Origin of the sequence: Streptococcus suis (assembly GCF_046032535.1) — a bacterium.
In the GTDB taxonomy this organism is placed as follows: Bacteria; Bacillota; Bacilli; order Lactobacillales; family Streptococcaceae; genus Streptococcus; species Streptococcus suis_AK.
Map to the genome: position 1 here is coordinate 15,591 of NZ_JARQPL010000018.1, position 17,280 is coordinate 32,870.

At 39.7% G+C, this 17,280-nt stretch carries 14 protein-coding genes; all 14 read right to left on the reverse strand.

Annotated features, from left to right (window positions below; genetic code table 11):
* Positions 1 to 23 precede the first annotated feature (23 nt).
* On the reverse strand, positions 24 to 1,016 hold the full coding sequence (gene asnA, locus P7J58_RS06680; RefSeq protein ID WP_015646534.1) for an aspartate--ammonia ligase: 993 nt from the start codon (positions 1,014 to 1,016) through the stop codon (positions 24 to 26).
* An 84-nt stretch (positions 1,017 to 1,100) separates the two neighbouring features.
* Positions 1,101 to 2,159: an MmcQ/YjbR family DNA-binding protein gene (locus P7J58_RS06685; RefSeq protein ID WP_408555954.1), complete on the reverse strand. Its 1,059-nt coding sequence runs from the start codon at positions 2,157 to 2,159 to the stop codon at positions 1,101 to 1,103.
* Positions 2,160 to 2,201: 42 nt separating this feature from the next.
* Positions 2,202 to 2,966, reverse strand: a complete 765-nt coding sequence (locus P7J58_RS06690; protein WP_172052641.1) for a DUF3883 domain-containing protein — start codon at positions 2,964 to 2,966, stop codon at positions 2,202 to 2,204.
* 4 nt (positions 2,967 to 2,970) lie between these two features.
* Complete coding sequence (locus tag P7J58_RS06695; RefSeq protein ID WP_408555955.1) at positions 2,971 to 3,786, reverse strand: hypothetical protein; 816 nt, start codon at positions 3,784 to 3,786, stop codon at positions 2,971 to 2,973.
* Positions 3,787 to 3,901: 115 nt separating this feature from the next.
* On the reverse strand, positions 3,902 to 6,100 hold the full coding sequence (locus tag P7J58_RS06700) for an ATP-binding protein (RefSeq protein WP_029173605.1): 2,199 nt from the start codon (positions 6,098 to 6,100) through the stop codon (positions 3,902 to 3,904).
* 10 nt (positions 6,101 to 6,110) lie between these two features.
* Positions 6,111 to 7,274: a DNA cytosine methyltransferase gene (locus P7J58_RS06705; protein ID WP_029173606.1), complete on the reverse strand. Its 1,164-nt coding sequence runs from the start codon at positions 7,272 to 7,274 to the stop codon at positions 6,111 to 6,113.
* A 201-nt stretch (positions 7,275 to 7,475) separates the two neighbouring features.
* Complete coding sequence (locus P7J58_RS06710) at positions 7,476 to 10,175, reverse strand: TOTE conflict system archaeo-eukaryotic primase domain-containing protein (RefSeq protein WP_408555956.1); 2,700 nt, start codon at positions 10,173 to 10,175, stop codon at positions 7,476 to 7,478.
* A 94-nt stretch (positions 10,176 to 10,269) separates the two neighbouring features.
* Complete coding sequence (locus tag P7J58_RS06715) at positions 10,270 to 11,076, reverse strand: Fic family protein (protein WP_408555957.1); 807 nt, start codon at positions 11,074 to 11,076, stop codon at positions 10,270 to 10,272.
* 175 nt (positions 11,077 to 11,251) lie between these two features.
* On the reverse strand, positions 11,252 to 13,897 hold the full coding sequence (locus P7J58_RS06720) for a valine--tRNA ligase (RefSeq protein ID WP_408555958.1): 2,646 nt from the start codon (positions 13,895 to 13,897) through the stop codon (positions 11,252 to 11,254).
* Positions 13,898 to 13,899: 2 nt separating this feature from the next.
* Positions 13,900 to 14,643: a hypothetical protein gene (locus tag P7J58_RS06725; protein ID WP_408555959.1), complete on the reverse strand. Its 744-nt coding sequence runs from the start codon at positions 14,641 to 14,643 to the stop codon at positions 13,900 to 13,902.
* A 43-nt stretch (positions 14,644 to 14,686) separates the two neighbouring features.
* Positions 14,687 to 15,073 carry a VOC family protein gene (locus tag P7J58_RS06730; protein WP_408555960.1) on the reverse strand — a complete coding sequence of 129 codons (387 nt, stop codon included), beginning with the start codon at positions 15,071 to 15,073 and terminating at the stop codon, positions 14,687 to 14,689.
* A 240-nt stretch (positions 15,074 to 15,313) separates the two neighbouring features.
* Positions 15,314 to 15,700, reverse strand: coding sequence for a helix-hairpin-helix domain-containing protein (locus tag P7J58_RS06735; RefSeq protein ID WP_408555961.1), 387 nt, complete (start codon positions 15,698 to 15,700; stop codon positions 15,314 to 15,316).
* Between the two features lie 178 nt (positions 15,701 to 15,878).
* Positions 15,879 to 16,133 (reverse strand): DUF1912 family protein, encoded by a 255-nt coding sequence (locus P7J58_RS06740; protein WP_002943432.1) that lies wholly within the window; start codon positions 16,131 to 16,133, stop codon positions 15,879 to 15,881.
* Positions 16,134 to 16,242: 109 nt separating this feature from the next.
* Positions 16,243 to 17,244 (reverse strand): aldose epimerase family protein, encoded by a 1,002-nt coding sequence (locus P7J58_RS06745; protein ID WP_408555962.1) that lies wholly within the window; start codon positions 17,242 to 17,244, stop codon positions 16,243 to 16,245.
* Between the last annotated feature and the right edge of the window lie 36 nt (positions 17,245 to 17,280).

Sequence of the window (17,280 nt, forward strand, 5' to 3'; positions counted from 1 at the left end):
AAAAGAGATTGAAAATCAACCTCTTACAAAATATTTTCAAAACTATCTCGCACTTCCTGTGGCCATACGCTAGATTGAACTTCACCGATATGTTTCTTACGAAGCAAGAACATGGCCAAACGGGATTGACCGATGCCGCCACCGATTGAAAGCGGGAAGAGACCATTCAACAGGGCACGATGCCAATCAAATTCTAGACGGTCCTCATCACCTGTAATAGCAACCTGGCGCTTCAGCGCTTCCTCGTCTACACGAATCCCCATTGAGGACAACTCAAAGGCTGATCCAAGCGCTTCATTCCAAACCAAGATGTCGCCATTGAGTCCTTTGTAGCCTGCTTCTGATGGGCTTGTCCAGTCATCATAGTCTGGTGCACGTCCATCATGTGGTTTACCATCTGCCAGTTCACCGCCGATACCGATTAGGAAAACTGCACCGTATTCTTTGGCAACCACGTTCTCACGCTCTTTTGGTGTCAAGTCTGGGAAGTTCTTGACCAAATCCTCCGTGTGGATAAAGGTGATTTTCTTAGGCAAAACAGACTCAATGTCATAACGAGCCTCCACTGCCAACTCTGTCAGACGGATAGCCTTGTAAATCTGCTCCACAGTTTCTTTCAAATAAGCCAAGTTGCGACGACCATCAGGGATGACCTTTTCCCAATCCCACTGATCCACGTATACTGAGTGAATGGGATCCAAGGAATCCTCGTCAGGACGAAGAGCCTTCATGTGAACAAAGAGCCCTTCTCCCTCATTAAAACCGAATCGAGCCAAGGTATGGCGCTTCCACTTAGCAAGTGAGTGAACCACTTCATAGGTCGCATCTGGAATTAACTTCACATTAACAGTAACCGCATTCTCCACACCGGACAAATTATCCTGCATACCATCCCCGACACGACTCAAAATCGGTCCTTGCACTTCTACGATTTCTAGCTTGTCTTTCAAATACTGAGTGAATGTATTTTTGACGAAAGAAATCTCCTCTTGCTGATGAATGAAGCTTTTCTTCATACCTTACCTCCTCGTAAATTTATACACCTTATTATACTCTTTTTTACCCACTTGTAAAGTCTTTTTATTAAATATTCTGATAATTTAATAGAGGTGTTTCACTTCGGCTGATAGCACTTCTATCACGCCCTCTGTCAAGCGTCTAGGACCACGCACCGCCCTGACTCCCAAGTCCTTCATGCGCGCTCTCGGCAAAACATCATCGGAAAACTGAGCGAGCAATTCTACCTGCATGAGTTTCTTTTCTGTCGGAATATCTGACTCTCCGTGATTTTCCAAGTTTGCCCCCAAGACTCGACAAACATAGCGAATAGCCTGTACAGGTGCCGTGATATAGATGGCTACGATGTCCCCAGCTTGAATGGTTGATTTTTGTGGCCAATAGACTACCTTATTTTCCGCAAACTCGGTGTCAATATCATAGACCTTGGGATTGGCTGGAATAACCCAGTAATCAGGCCCTTGCACCGCCTTGTAGGATTTCGGTCCCACCAAATAACGACTTTTCTCAAGGAGGTCAAACACCGTCTGGTCCTCCACAGTATCATCAAGTAAGACTGACACCCAAGTCTTCTTCGACATATGGTAGGCAGGGAAGATACCCGACTGACTCAGCAGCTCTGCTATTTCCCGACCGTCAACCTTGAGATTGACAATCTCCACCTCTTCTTGAGACCCGCTCCCGTCCAGCTTGTTCCTCGGAATCTGACTGACCAGGGCGTACCACTTGTTATTGTTGGGGTGGCGAAAAGCCCCATAGGTCGGCAACTTGGCAAAGGGATAGTCAGGAAGGTCACCCCACTGCTCCTTGATGAGCTGGGCTATGCGGTTGCTTTGGTCCTTGGTAAATGGCAGAGCGACACAGCAGGCTTCCTCTACCCGATCCAAAATGGACTGATAAGCCTCACGCACCTGCCCCACAAAAGCCCCAGCTGGCGCAGTCACCAGATGGGCGGTATAGACCTCCTCCATCTCACAATCCCAAATATAAGACGACAGCTGACCAGCCTCATCAACCTCCACCACCGCCTCAAACTGCCCCTCCATGAAGACCTCACGGTAGATGTAACGATTGTCGGCGAGAATAAAACCGAAAGGGATGAGGGAGGGGAAGTAGGGTTGGTAAGAATTAACTGAAGACATAGGCATAGTTCTCTCTTGAAACAAAATCAATAAAATCTAAAATTAAAGTTTATCAACCAAATGATATTCAACAATATCTTTGGTTTTCCGAATTACTTTTCTAAATTCTAGTTGTTTTAAGGGATTAGAAATAATAGTAAGCTTAGGGGAACTTTCTAAATTTGAAACGACAGAAAGAAAGTAATTCGACTTATAAAATTCAGCTTGTTGATACTCTTTTAAAGTTAGTCGAATATCCCCGTGTTTTCCCCTAATTCCCTTTACCTCAGCTAAATAATTATTCTTTCCTACACTGATCTGAAAATCATATCCATCACCATACAAACGAGCATCCTCTATAGTACCACTTTGGAAAACGGACTCTTTTTGATAATTGTTCATAAAGTACAATTCAGCTTCTAGTCCTGTTTCTTGTAATCTTTTGAATTTTGACTTCACTATAGGACTTTCAATTAATGTTATTTCCTTTACATTATGAACTTTCTGAAGGTACAACTTAACGATGTTGGCATAATTTACAACATCTTCATTTCCAAACAAGCTATCAATTAGTTCTTTTCTAGGGCGATAATCTTCCATTCTTTGCCACCATCCACTCCGTGGATTTGGAAAGAATGGATCAAAAATATCCATCCTATTCTTGACAACACTTCTAGTCTCAGCGATTCCTAAGTCAACAAAATATTGATAAAAATCTGTTTTAGTCTTGAACCCAAATTCTTTGATAAATTCATTATCGAATTTAGCTAGACCATAGCCTAATAGATTTAATAGTTCGTAATATTTGTGACGGTTTCTATTTGACATATCCTTACCCCCACTTATGCAATGTTTCTTCAAAAAGATTATTATATCTATTTATATTCCCCCTGATTTCATTACACTTAACCGAATCATACGTTATTATTCTGCCATCTTGATTTTCAATTTTAAATCCATGCACTCCATCAGTTTTTGCATGAGCTAATAAATTCCTTTCCTTTAATATATTTGAACGGTAATTGTCCACAAAGTTGTCGTATCTTTCATCATACTTGTCATCATTTGAAGATTTTAGCATCTTAAATATTTTATTTACTACCCTAGCAAGTTTGTCTGAATCCATAACATAAGCCCGTTCTTGTTCTAAAACCGCCTTCAAATACCCCTCAGAAGCACTAGTCGAATTTTGATGAACTTTACTTATTTTATTATAAAAATCTCTCCCTTGTTTTTCTACATACCTATCTAAACTATTTTTTTCGTCTTCAGTTGCTAAATCAAGATATTTTGAAATAATTAATTTCATCTTTTGATCAAAAACACTGACATTATTCATCAATAAACCACGTATACTTAGAACATTTTCTGTTTTTAAAATATTTTTGTCAATAATTTTTTTAGCCTTAGGGATAAATTCGTAATTCTCACGACTACAAACATATGTCCCCTCAATAAACTTTTTAGATAATTGATCCTCAATATCATTTTTCTGAACTGAGTAAAACAATATATCTGACAAAATATTTTGTCTTCTAATGACTTCTATAGCTGAAGTTCCTTTTATTGAACCGAGTAAATTTAAATCTATGAAAATGACATCAAAATGCTTCTCATGTAATAACTTGACTAGCTGTTCGGTATTCACAGTATCAAATCTTGTAACCTTTAATAAAAAATTCCTATCCTTTACATATCTTTCTAGTTTACGATAAATATTATTATACCAAGTTGTCGTATCCTAAAACCATAAAATATTTAAATCAATACTCATTTAAAAAACCCAATTCTAAACAGAATCCCCTCTCATTTTTTTCATGTAATTTTATATAACCTCCATTCTCTTCCATAACACGCTTAACATGAGATAAGCCGACTCCGGTACTTTCTGTTGTTGTATAGCCTAATTCAAATATTCTATCCGGGGTAATTATGGCGGAAGAGAGCCCCTCCCCATCATCTTTAAATTCCATAACCGTATAAATTCCATTTGTGTAAAAATCTAAATCTATATTACTTGCACCTGCCTTGAAAGAATTATTTACTAGGTTATCAACAACTAGCCCTAGCTCAGCAGTATTAAATTTTATTTTGTTTGTTAAAATCTTTTCAGGCTGGTATTTAAATTTTATTTTACTATATCGATCTTTGGTAGGCTTAAGTAAATCTTTTATATATTGCTCAATAAACTCTTGTAGTATAAAAGACTGAGTTTGATCAGATAATCGAAAATCTGCTGAGAATGCTAAATCATAAATTTTCTTAATTTTCTGAGCAGAAATAGTGATCCCATATATATCCTCATCCACCTCAGCAATAATGTCTGTTGCTTGATACTCATTTAATATCTGACTAATTGAATTAATTGATAGTTCAATACTATCAGACTCTGTATACATAGCATGTAGAGCTTCCGTCGCATTCTCAAATTTTGGATTTGTCAATTTTCTTAAAAATAAAGCCTGCTTACTTGTAATCTTCAATTCTTGTTCTGTAACCAACCGCTTTTCTCGCTCAACTTCTTTTGCGACTTCTGCCTGCCTCTGCTTTTGTTGAGCCTCAATCTTTTCTCGCTCAGCCGTCTTACGAGCAAGTTCTGCCTCCCTACGTTCTTCTTCTGCAATCTTTTTCGCTTCTTCTTCTTGTATTCTTTTTTCCTCAAGAGCTTTTTTTTCTTTTCTCCTAATTTCATCAACTTCTTTACGAACAACTGAACCTATATTTGCACGCTCACTAATCAACTTATTAACAATAGGTTTCAACAAGTCAATTAACAAAGTAATACGTTCATCGTTTCCCGAGAGACCTTCTCGATTAGTTGTCGAAATATCTTCCAATCTATCATGATCCAAAACGTCAAATGAAATTTCCCCCTCTATGTAAGCACCAAATGCTTGAGTATTATTTAACAAGGGCATAAAATCTGAAACAGCTAATTTATCACGAACATATAATCTCAATTGATTAGCTTTATAAACTTGATTCCTTATAAATCTGTCCTTTGTATCCGTTCCAGTATTTTCAAGAGCTTCAGACATATTGATTGTACTATGGATACCAATCCATCCTGTTAGCTCGTAAGTAATTTCTTCTAGCTCTCCATCAATATTCAGAAATTCCTCTTTACCAGTTAAACTAATTCTTGATATCTCAGAAGGATATATTCTTTTTACCTGACGCAGTTTATTTGACACTTCCTCTAAATCCGCACTTATCTTTACCGAATCATTTAGCAGATCCATATTGACCACTGTTTTATCTGTTTGAAAAAAGGCATAAAAATTTTTAAATCCAATGACCTTAGAAACTTTTGAAAACTCTATAGCCTGATTTACATCGGTCCTATACGCTACTTCAATGTCTGCCCCAAGATTATCCAAAAGATAGTAGTTTGCCAAAGTCATCTTCAAAGACTCTAGTTTCCCTTCAGCAAAACCCGCTAAATTGACACCAACAGACTTGATTAGCGTACCGCTCTCAATTTCATCCCAGATTTTTGTATTCTCAATATGTACATCATCGATAGGTACTCGCACTAGTTCAGGTATGTCACTGTCTAATGCGTCAGTTGAATCTAACATCCATGCACTTGCAATGCCATCTTTCTTTGAGACTATATAATATTTTTTAGAAAGAAATAACGTTGCTAATTTTCCGATTCCTTTCCTCCCCTTTGTTTTTTCTGATAAATCTTCACTTGATAAACGTTTATTCCGACCAATCAGAGCATATTTTGTAGATAAATCATCATAGTCCATTCCACTACCGTTATCAATAATTTCTAAGATAGAATTTTTTTTATCAATAGATTCAATATAGAGATTTACCTTAGTAGCACCTGCATCTAGTCCATTTGCAATTAATTCAGATATAGCACTCCATCTATTGGTATACATTTGCTTTCCCAATAAATTTAGTGCATAATATGAAAAATTAAACTGAATTTTATCCTTTTCAATCATAACAATTCCTTTATAAATTATTCTCTCTAAAAAAATCAGCTATTCTATTTGCTAAATATATACTTAGAATTGGAGGGACTGCATTTCCAATCTGTGTATTCACTGCTTCAAACCCTCCAATAAAAACATAGTCATCAGGAAAAGATTGAATCCTAGCTCCCTCTCGTGCGGTTAGAGCACGATTTTGACTGGGATGAATACATCTCAACGATGATGGGGTTGATAAATTATTAGTGATTGTGGTTGAAGGTCTGTCCCACCACAGTCGTCCATATGTATTACTATACCCCGAAGTAAGAAACAATTCTTTGGGTAATTTTCCTTCTTCAACCATACTGTTTATATCATCTTTTCCTTGTCCCTCTTTTAGAGCTTCCATGATTTTAATCATTCTATCACCATGTCGTCTACTAGCATGATTTTTTAATTCTATCGTATTTCCTCTCATTAATTGCTGATAAACCGTTACGGGTTCTCCTTGATAGCTATTCATAGTCTCATTATTTCCTAAAAGAGGTAAATCACTTATCGCTTCTCTTAATGTTATAGGATGTTCATTAGCTATACTATTTGGGAATCGCCACTCTACATCTAATTGTAAATCATTTCTCACACCAATAATAAAGACACGTTCTCTATTTTGAGGAACTCCGAAATCTTTAGCATTTAGTACCTGAATATGTAGGTTGTAACCATTCGCATCATTAAAGTCAGAAAAATCTTGAAAGCTCTCTTTTACATCTTCCAAAACAGGCTTTTTATCATCATTTTTCATTGTCAATAAGCCTAACACATTTTCAAAAACAAACATCTTTGGTTGCAAAAATGATAGCAGTCTTCTATACTCCTTATACATTTTTGCCCTATTATCAAATTGTCTCTTTCCAACGGTACTAAATGATTGACATGGAGGTCCTCCAATCACCAAGTCAATATCTTTTATATTTACTCCTATATTAGTCAAGTAATCAATATTAAGATCCGCTATATCTCCTTCTATCATTGGGATATCAGGATAATTCTGCCTAAATGCTTCAGCTGCATTCTTATCAAATTCGTTGGCAAAATTTATTTTAAAATCATCTCTCCTAACAAAAGAATTGTCAACAATTCTTTTTTGAAAACCAAATGTTAGTCCTCCCGCACCGGAGAATAAATCTACAACATTAATCATAAAATATCCTTACTTTTACAGTGTAAATAACTTGTTTATTGTCTTATCAAAGCATAAAACAACCCCTATTTTAGATTATACCACAAAACCCAGCCATTTTAGGCTGGGCATTTATCATATTCTACCTACTTAACCAGTTTTTTCATTTCTTCAATCCGTCCTACTATCACATCATATTTATTGTCATCAATCTCGAAATTTTTATTCTTCATTAAATTTTTCAAGCAACTCCTCAGCGATAGCTTGACTTTCCAACCTCAACAAACTAGCTTGGTCATCCGACTGATAAATAAAGGGGGATAAATTGCCGTACCAAACGGTAGTACTATCTAATATAACTGTGGTCGTACCAATCCTTTCTGGTACAAGCTTCACCTTCACATTGTCACTGTTTAACCCCATTAACCACTCGCTTAACTTATGGTTTTTGGAGGCATGAATAACCACTTGTTTTCCTCGGAGCAGTCCCAATAGTTCCTGAATCTTACTAGAAGTGAACGAATACAATTGTAAATAGACTGTTGAGCGTGTATTCCGCAAATCCTCTCTAAATTTCTCTTCGTAGTCCCTACCACTGAATAATACTTGGGTTTGTTCTTTCTCTCCAACCTGATAAGCCATTTTTCGATAAGCTATCTGACGTTTCTGGTACATTCTTTCAAGATAGGGAACGTGTATATCAAGATAGTCAACGATTCTCACCTCAGTTTTACCTCGATAGGGACGATGGAGCCGCCCTGCATACTGTATGAGGTTATTTTTCCAAGACAAGGGAGCTGCCAAAATTAATGTATCCAACTTTGGCATATCAAAACCCTCGCCAATATACTTTCCTGTTGAAATGAGGACAATGGGACTATTCTCATCTAGCTCACTGATTCTTTTCAGAAGTTCTTTCGTATCTCGTCTTTTACTCGCTCCACTCAGGCAAAATATATTGGTCATTTCTTTTTCAATAAGTAGCTTTTCCAATAGTTCTATATGTTCCCGTCGATTGACTAAGACAAGGATGTTTCGTTTTTCTTGATATAGTTTGAAAATATCTTGCACAATCAACGTATTGCGATGTGAATCTTTGGCAAGCCAATCATTAAAGGCTGAAAAGTTCGTACTATTCGACTGTTCCAAGTCCAATTTCCCAAAAGATGTTAAACGGAGTAGCATCCTCTTTTTAAAATCGTATTGACCAGACTGAGCAGTATGTAAAATTGGTCCAATACGTTGAAAAACAATTGGTTGATGTCCATTTTTACGCTCTGGCGTTGCTGTTAGACCATATAGATATTGTCCAGCAAATTGAGCAACTACCTTTTCAAACTGCAAGGCTGTCACATGATGGCATTCATCCACAATCATCATATCGTAATCCGACAAAAATTCGGAAATAGTGTCCAATTGGAAGAGAGATTGAACCATAACCACATCCACCAGTTTACTCCTCCATCTTTTAGAAGCCCCATATTGCCCAATATGCCCTATTACTTTTACACGCCCTGAAGGAGTATAGCGAACCGCCTCTTCCTCTTCAATCTCTAAAAATTCATCCAACCTTTCCAACCACTGCTCCATCAGTTGACGATTATGAACTAAGATAAGCGTTCGGCATTTCCTTTGTGCAATCAAGGCTGCCCCCAGAACTGTCTTCCCAAAACCTGTTTCAGCACATAGCAAGCCATTCTCACTAGCTAATAAATCTGCCAAAGCAAGCTCCTGCTCAAAACGTAAGATCCCTTTGAAAGAAATATGAATCGGAGATAAACTGTTGCGATTGTCCCTAACAGTTACTGTTTCAAATAATTCCTGTAACCTAGCCAATATTCCTCTTGGAAGATGCAAGACTTCATCCGTTTCTTCAAATAAGTAGATACGTTCTGGAGTCTGATAGGTTGGTTGTCTGGTCGCTTGTTTTAGATAAAATTCAGGGTTAGGAAAAGATGTCAGCTTTCTCAATAAATAATTTGTCTTTGAAGAAATCGTCCTCTTCTCGACTTGAATAACGTTTGATAAGCTACAATCTAACACTGTATCATCTACAGAACCTGAAAACTCCTGCCCTAAGAAGTCTAGTATTTTCTTCTGTCCAATCTTTTGAACCTGTTGAAGATAGGTCCATTGTTCAGAAAAGGGCTGAAAATGTTTATCAACAAAAACGGTTCTTCCCTTCTTGAAAGCGTCCCCTTGTAAGGGCAGAGCAATAAGATTACCAAATCCTCCCTTGGGCAGAATATCTTGATTTGGAAACATACGGTCAAATGAAGAAAAGCGAATATCCTTTGACGCCTGCATGGCCAATTCCAGCAATCGTTTCCCAACATTTCTTGCCTGCTGACAAGCAATTTCTTCCTCGAAGAAAAACCAGAGGTGAGCACCATTGCCCGAACGAGAGATTTCAATATGCCCTTCAAAACCATACTTTTCTGCTGTATCTCGTAGAATGGATACCTCTTCTCTCCAATTCTTTTTATCAAAATCAATCGCCAAAAAAGAACAAGTATCTTCTAAACTCATTGGAAAAATGCCAATACTCATTTCGCCACGTAGGTGAGCCAATAACACCTGTTTGGTCAAGGGTTGACAAGTTCTCTTTTCAACAGGAAGACTTTTCCAGCCATAATTGTAAGAAGGAAAATAGTTTATTTTCCCATTTTCATCAATATAAGACTTCGCATAGACATCCAAACGCCCCTTAAAAAGATTGAGTAGAATGGAGAGTTTTTCATCGGTACTTAGCTGATGTTTTTGTTCTTCAAAGTAATCGTATAAATGCTTATCACTAATCAGAAACTGCTGATTGCTATCTTGAAATTGCAATAAATTCAGAATCTTATCGGTAGCATAATAGGGAAAACGAGCAAGATGCTTCGCAACCTTACCCGTTGATTTTTCATAATAATAGGACATACGATTTCTCCAAATTGCCTAACGAGCTTATCAACGAAAAGTCAAAAGCCCAAGTATTCACTGGTCTATTTCCGACTTGAAAACTATCCTGTCTTTATTGATATTCAACAATCCCCAACTCTTCATACATCCTCTCACTTGACAAATCATTCTGACCATTCAAGAGGAGATTTTCAAAGAAAGCGGTTAAAAAGTCTGAGCGTTTATTGACTAACTTAGCATTGTCAAGTACAAGAGCATCTCGAAAGTATTTGGCATGTTTTTGAAAAGGCTCGTTGTCAATGTCGAATCCAAGTGAGCGAAGGTATTTGATGAGAAATACGGTGATTGTTCGAGTATTCCCTTCACGGAATGGATGGATTTGCCAAACACCTGAAATAAAGGATTGGATATGAGCAACAATGGTTTGTTTATCTAACCCAATATAAGAAAAATCCCTTTCTTGCTGGAAATCATAGTCCAAAGTGGCGGCGATTAGTGGAAAATCTGAATAGATTACAGTATCACCCTTTAAAACTGGCTCGTTTTTTGTAATGTTAACCGTTCGATACTCACCAATTGGAATACTGCTATCAAAAATATCCTGAAAGAGCTCTTTGTGGATATGTAAGAGAGTGGTTGGTCGGAGGCTAAAACCATTTTGAGAAAGCATTTCAACAATCCGAAGAGAGACAATATCTGCCTCTTGTGTACTGGCATCAGTTGACTGGTGGTATTTCGTAATTTCCTCGTACACCTGCTCATAGGTATATTCTCCACGAGCTTGCCTATCCGCCAACTCCTCCATATAAACAGACGGAGTCAACCCATCCACCTTTTGAAGACCAAAACCCGTTTCCCAGAGCTCCTGCTTGGCTTCGTAAGAAAGATTGGGATTATCAATATTGTAAGTTGCTTGCATAGACTCCTCCTATTTGAATTTCTAGCCTTATTATACCACAAAACCCAGCCTTTTAAGGCTGGGCATTTAGTTAATCTAGTGCGGTTAAAATCAGCTTGAGACTAGGAAACGACACCGCAGACAGTACTTGAGTACGGCAAGGTGAGTTGACGAAGTATCAAGTGGTTTTAGACCACTAGACCAATTTTTTCATTTCTGCGATACGCTCCTGTGTCGCATCGTATTTTGCTTGGTAGTCGGCTTGTTTTTCTTTTTCTTTTTCAACGACTTCTGGTTTGGCGTTGGCGATGAAGCGTTCGTTGCTGAGTTTTTTGCCGACCATGTCTAGTTCTTTTTGCCATTTGGCAAGTTCTTTGTCTAGACGAGCCAACTCTTCTTCGACGTTGAGGAGGTCGGCGAGTGGTAAGAAGATTTCAGCACCGGTGATAACAGCTGACATGGCTAATTCTGGTGCAGCGATGCTTGAGCTGATTTCCAACTGTTCTGGATTTGTAAAGCGGCGGATGTAGTTTTCATTTGCTTTGAAGAAGGTTTCAAGCTCACTATCTGCCGTCTTAATCAAAATGGTAATCGACTTAGAAGGGGCAACATTCACTTCTGCTCTGCTATTGCGCACCGAACGGATCAAGTCCTTAAGGCTTTCCACTCCCTTATGTGCTTCCGCGTTTTCAAATGCTGGGTTGACCACAGGGTAGGCCGCCACCACGATAGAGCCCTCTGCGTACTGGGCGAAGATCTCTTCCGTCACAAACGGCATGATTGGGTGAAGAAGGCGAAGGATTTGGTCCAGCGTGTAGAGAAGGACAGAGCGGGTCATGACTTTCTCAGCTTCGTTGTCGCTGTAAAGCACTTCCTTGGTCAGCTCGACATACCAGTTGGCGAACTCTTCCCAGATGAAGTTGTAGAGGATGTGACCAGCCACACCAAACTCGAACTTGTCGAAGTTTTCAGTGACCTTGGCAATGGTTTCGTTGAGATTGTGGAGAATCCAGCGGTCCGTCACGTTGCCAGCCTCACCAGCTGCAACTTTGGCAACATTCTCACGCGCCGCATCCAAGGTCAACCCTTCATTGTTCATGAGGATGTAGCGGGAAATGTTCCAAATCTTGTTGATGAAGTTCCAAGACGCGTCCATCTTCTCATAAGAGAAGCGAACATCTTGACCAGGGGCAGAGCCGTTTGACAAGAACCAACGCAAAGCGTCCGCACCGTATTTCTCGATGACATCCATTGGGTCGATACCATTTCCAAGCGACTTGGACATCTTGCGACCTTCTTCGTCACGGATCAAACCGTGGATTAGCACGTTCTTAAATGGCTGACGGCCTGTGAACTCAAGCGATTGGAAAATCATCCGTGACACCCAGAAGAAGATGATGTCGTAGCCTGTTACCAAGGTTGAGGTTGGGAAGTAACGCTGGAAGTCCGCCGCATTTTCATCAGGCCAGCCCATGGTTGAGAATGGCCAAAGGGCAGAGCTGAACCAGGTATCTAGGACATCCTCATCCTGTACCCAACCGTCACCTGCTGGAGCCTCTTCTCCGACGTACATTTCGCCAGATTCGTTATACCATGCTGGAATCTGGTGCCCCCACCAAAGCTGACGCGAGATAACCCAGTCGTGTACATTTTCCATCCATTGTAGGAAGGTATCGTTGAAGCGTGGTGGGTAAAATTCTACCTTATCAGCTGTGTCTTGGTTGGCAATGGCATTCTTCGCCAGTTGGTCCATTTTGACAAACCACTGTGTTGACAAGCGTGGCTCAACTACCACACCTGTACGCTCAGAGTGTCCAACGGAATGCACACGGTTTTCGATTTCAACAAGGGCGCCCAGTTCTTGTAACTTAGCAACCGTTGCTTTACGGGCTTCAAAGCGGTCCATACCTGCAAATTCACCTGCCAACTCGTTCATGGTACCGTCGTCGTTCATGACATTGACTTGTGGCAGATTGTGGCGTTGACCTACGAGGAAGTCATTTGGATCGTGGGCAGGAGTGATTTTCACAACCCCTGTACCAAATTCAGGATCTGCGTGCTCATCCGCAACGATTGGAATTAACTTGTTAACGATTGGCAGGATAACATTTTTACCAATCAAGTCCTTGTAACGTGGGTCTTCTGGGTTAACTGCCACCGCAACGTCACCGAACATGGTTTCAGGACGGGTTGTCGCAACTTGAAGCGCACGAGAACCGTCTTCCAACATGTAATTCATGTGGTAGAAGGCACCTTCTACGTCCTTGTGAATCACTTCAATATCTGAAAGAGCTGTGCGAGCCGCTGGGTCCCAGTTGATGATAAATTCGCCACGGTAGATCCAGCCTTTTTTGTAGAGTTCTACAAAGACCTTGCGAACAGCTTTCGACAAACCTTCGTCCAGCGTGAAGCGGTCACGTTGGTAGTCCAAAGACAGCCCCAACTTACCCCATTGCTCACGAATGGTCGCTGCGTACTCATCCTTCCATTCCCAGACTTTGTCGAGGAATTTTTCACGACCAAGATCATAACGGGTCACGCCTTGCTCACGCAAGCGTTCCTCAACCTTAGCCTGAGTGGCAATCCCCGCGTGGTCCATACCTGGAAGCCAGAGGGTATCAAAGCCCTGCATGCGTTTTTGACGGATGATGATGTCTTGAAGAGTGGTATCCCAAGCGTGTCCCAGATGCAACTTACCTGTTACGTTTGGTGGCGGAATGACGATAGAATAAGGCTTAGCCTCCGCATCGCCTGACGGCTTAAAGACATCTTGGTCCAACCAAGTTTGGTAACGACCAGCCTCAACTTCGGCTGGATTGTATTTTGGTGATAATTCTTTCATAATTACTTCTCCTCAAATCGTTTAAAACTAGCTAAAACTGTCATCTCGTCATCTTTAGGTTTTAGAAACTTGACAACCTCATTAGCATTATTATTCTCTAATCCATCATCTGTTAATATGCTATATAATAGAAATTTTACAGTAACATACTCTAATTTTGAAAATTCGTGCCAATTAGTTTTTCCTGACTCTATATTTGATAAATGAACTTTGTTTCGAAGCTTTCTAAAACGATCCAATGCTAGAAGTTCATCGTGGTTTAAGCTAAGAACTTTTTTCTTCTTATTCCTATTTTTTATTTTCTTTATAATATCATCAAACTTCATCTGAACGTCTTTAGGCTCAGCTAATTCCTTTAAAATTTCCGTTCGTATTTTCTTTCTACTCCCATCTTGATCGGTAAATACATTAGAGTCTATCGCATCTCCAATAACCTCAAAATATTCTTTGGTCTGCCAATTATTATTTTTGACAATCTCTTCAAGAATAGCTTCAACAATTGAAACAGCTACAATTATAAAGTTTTTTAAAATCATCTTCTCTATAACTGAAGAGAACACTAACTCTTCGATTTGTAAATTCAAAAATTCTAAATACTGTAAACTATACCCTAGATTTCTTCTTACCTCATCTTCCATATTAGCAAGACTTCCATTACGCAGTAGTGATTTATACTTTTCTAATTTTTCAGGATACCACCTTTCTTCACTAGAAAATCCATTCGACTTCAACAGTGTTTCGATCATCTTACTTACACTGACCTCCTCTTTCTATAAATAAATTTTTAATTTAATACTCCCCCACCAACTCTATCTTAATCCCATCTGGGTCTTCCAAATAAAGGGCATAGTGGTCTGGTCCTCCTGCATGGGGATAGCGGTCGTCGTAGAGCAGTTTGACTCGTCTGGTCAAAAATTCCTTCCGCCATTGGTCAATTTCATCAGGTGTGCCCACATGAAAAGCTAGATGATTGAGACCTGTACGGCACCGGTGATAACCTGCCTCTAGGAAGTCCTTTGGCGTTTGGACAAAGACCAGGTACTGCTCTGCTTTTTTATAAGACAGCCCGTCCTCCCACTCCTGATAGAGCGAGTAGCCCAGCTTGGTCAGAAGAAAATCGTAAAATGCACGCGAAGTCTCCAAGTCAGAAACGTATATTTCAACATGATGTAACATATTTCTCCTTTCCAAATGAAAATCCCTGCCTAGACTTGCTAGACAGGGACGAAGTTATTCCGCGGTACCACCCTTGTTCAGATAAACTATCTGCACTTTGCTTATTCGATTCACATCATCAGCAACCAGTTTTGACATTTGTGCGGATTTCTCAGTACCACCGCTTCCTGTGACAAATGGGGCTCAAAACACCTCTGAATGGCTTTATTGTAACAAATTGCACCTTGAAAAGCAAGGGATTTAGGCTTTCAACTCAATCCCTTTTTCTTTCAACTGCTTGATGGTTGCAGGACCGATGCCTTTAAGAGCTAAGAGCTCTTTTTCTGTATGGTTTGCAAAATCAGCCACAGATTGAATACCTGCTTCGTAGAAGGTTTCCAAACGTGCTGCCGCAATGCCTTCCAACTCAGGAAGTGCCAAGAAGTCTTCCAATGAAGTCGCTGAAGAAATCACCTCTGCTACAACTTCTTTCACTTGTTCCACAGCATGCTCTACTACAGCCTCAGCCTTGTGAGCAACTGTCTCTACTACCTCTGCAGCTCTTTCAAGACCTACACGACCTGCACGTTTCAAGTCTGCTAATTGTTTTTTCAATTGTTTTTTTCGATTTACTTTTTTCTTTGCCATGTTAACTCCTTTCTCCTTAGAACCTGTACTCACAAGTAAAGTGCCTATATATAAGAAATAGTTTTTTACTAATCAAGGCCGTTTTTTAAGGAAATACTGACTGTATTTTGAAAAAAACAACGATGAATAGCTGAAGAACTAGCCTTAGATAGAAATGCTGAACTGTGAATATAGTTTCTTAATAATGCCTTTGACCAAACAACTCATCTGGTAAATCATGAAAACCTTTGCCAGCATGGTAGTTGGCAAATTTCCCTTGAATGAATCGATAGGCATCCAGCTTGCTCTCATAACGAATATAAGCATCCGCTGCACGCTCATCTTTGTCTTCTTCCAAGACACGACGACTTTCTTCAACCGCCATCTCGTTTACCATGACCTGAGTGTTGACCCAAGCTTCAAATTCTTTTAAAAATTCTTGTTCTTTTGTCATTATTTTCCTCTTTCGCCTGCTTCGATTGAAACACACCGGTTTATTATACCATATTTTCTAGAAAACACAAGAAAACCCTAACTATAACACAGTTAGAGTCCTCATTTTTTTACCAAGTAAAACGATAGGTCGTTTTAGACAAAAATTCTTCTCCTTGCTCTAACAAAATCGAACCAAATCCATCGACATTGCACGCATTCGGCAAGGCCTGACACTCTAAACTAAAGACACCGTGGTAACAGGCTAAAGCTTCAACAGGAAAATTATATGTATAAATAACGACCGCAGGCTGGTTGGTTTTGACACTGAGTCCAATTTTCCCATCTGGACTCAAAACTTCTACCGGAATATCCACCTCTTCCAATAACCATGGGTGGTCATAGCCTTTTACCAATACATTTTGAGGATATTGGCTATCAAATCCCTGAGCAAAAGGCGCAAAATCTCTAAAATCAAACGGCGTCCCTGTCACATCTTCTAAGACACCCGTTGGCAGGTTATTCTCCCCAAGCGGAGCATAGTGATTGGCAGCAATTTTAATACGGTGCTCGGCAACTGACCGTTGAAAATCACCAGTCAAGTTGAAATAGATATGGTTGGTCGGATTAAAAATCGTATCCTTATCCGATACAGCCTGGTAGTCAACCGTCAATTCATTTTTATCCGTCAAACAATAAATAGCCTTGACCCTCACATCACCAGGAAAGCCATTAAAACCATCTTTTAGGACCATACCAAAGGTCACTTGATTTCTCTCCTGGTCTAGCTCAACGTCCCAGTACTGCTCATTTGCCGTTCCAATACCACCATGCAAGGTCCGACCCGATTCATTTTCTGTCAATGGATAAACGTGTCCACCAATTTCCACCTGAGCATCCGAAATCCGTCCTGCCACAGGGATAATCGTTGCCCCGGGATAGGGATCCGTCTGCAAATATTCCTCAGCCGCCCCTGCTCCCAAACTGACATTTCGTAAATTGCCACCTTCTTCCACAGGGAGGAACACTCCCACCACTCTAGCTCCAAAATCCGTCAAGGTTACTTGCATCCCATTCTTGTTTTCCAAGCAATACAGTTTTGCTTTTTTACCAAATGTTTTTACTTCAATCATTTCTTTTCCTCACAAGCCAAATGAGGGAGTCACTAT

What these genes read in the sequence shown, in the direction of transcription:
- asnA (WP_015646534.1), bottom strand. Translation starts at nt 1,016, where the DNA reads ATGAAGAAAAGCTTCATTCATCAGCAAGAGGAGATTTCTTTCGTCAAA.
- P7J58_RS06685 (WP_408555954.1), bottom strand. Translation starts at nt 2,159, where the DNA reads ATGTCTTCAGTTAATTCTTACCAACCCTACTTCCCCTCCCTCATCCCT.
- P7J58_RS06690 (WP_172052641.1), bottom strand. Translation starts at nt 2,966, where the DNA reads ATGTCAAATAGAAACCGTCACAAATATTACGAACTATTAAATCTATTA.
- P7J58_RS06700 (WP_029173605.1), bottom strand. Translation starts at nt 6,100, where the DNA reads ATGATTGAAAAGGATAAAATTCAGTTTAATTTTTCATATTATGCACTA.
- P7J58_RS06705 (WP_029173606.1), bottom strand. Translation starts at nt 7,274, where the DNA reads ATGATTAATGTTGTAGATTTATTCTCCGGTGCGGGAGGACTAACATTT.
- P7J58_RS06710 (WP_408555956.1), bottom strand. Translation starts at nt 10,175, where the DNA reads ATGTCCTATTATTATGAAAAATCAACGGGTAAGGTTGCGAAGCATCTT.
- P7J58_RS06715 (WP_408555957.1), bottom strand. Translation starts at nt 11,076, where the DNA reads ATGCAAGCAACTTACAATATTGATAATCCCAATCTTTCTTACGAAGCC.
- P7J58_RS06720 (WP_408555958.1), bottom strand. Translation starts at nt 13,897, where the DNA reads ATGAAAGAATTATCACCAAAATACAATCCAGCCGAAGTTGAGGCTGGT.
- P7J58_RS06725 (WP_408555959.1), bottom strand. Translation starts at nt 14,643, where the DNA reads ATGATCGAAACACTGTTGAAGTCGAATGGATTTTCTAGTGAAGAAAGG.
- P7J58_RS06730 (WP_408555960.1), bottom strand. Translation starts at nt 15,073, where the DNA reads ATGTTACATCATGTTGAAATATACGTTTCTGACTTGGAGACTTCGCGT.
- P7J58_RS06735 (WP_408555961.1), bottom strand. Translation starts at nt 15,700, where the DNA reads ATGGCAAAGAAAAAAGTAAATCGAAAAAAACAATTGAAAAAACAATTA.
- P7J58_RS06740 (WP_002943432.1), bottom strand. Translation starts at nt 16,133, where the DNA reads ATGACAAAAGAACAAGAATTTTTAAAAGAATTTGAAGCTTGGGTCAAC.
- P7J58_RS06745 (WP_408555962.1), bottom strand. Translation starts at nt 17,244, where the DNA reads ATGATTGAAGTAAAAACATTTGGTAAAAAAGCAAAACTGTATTGCTTG.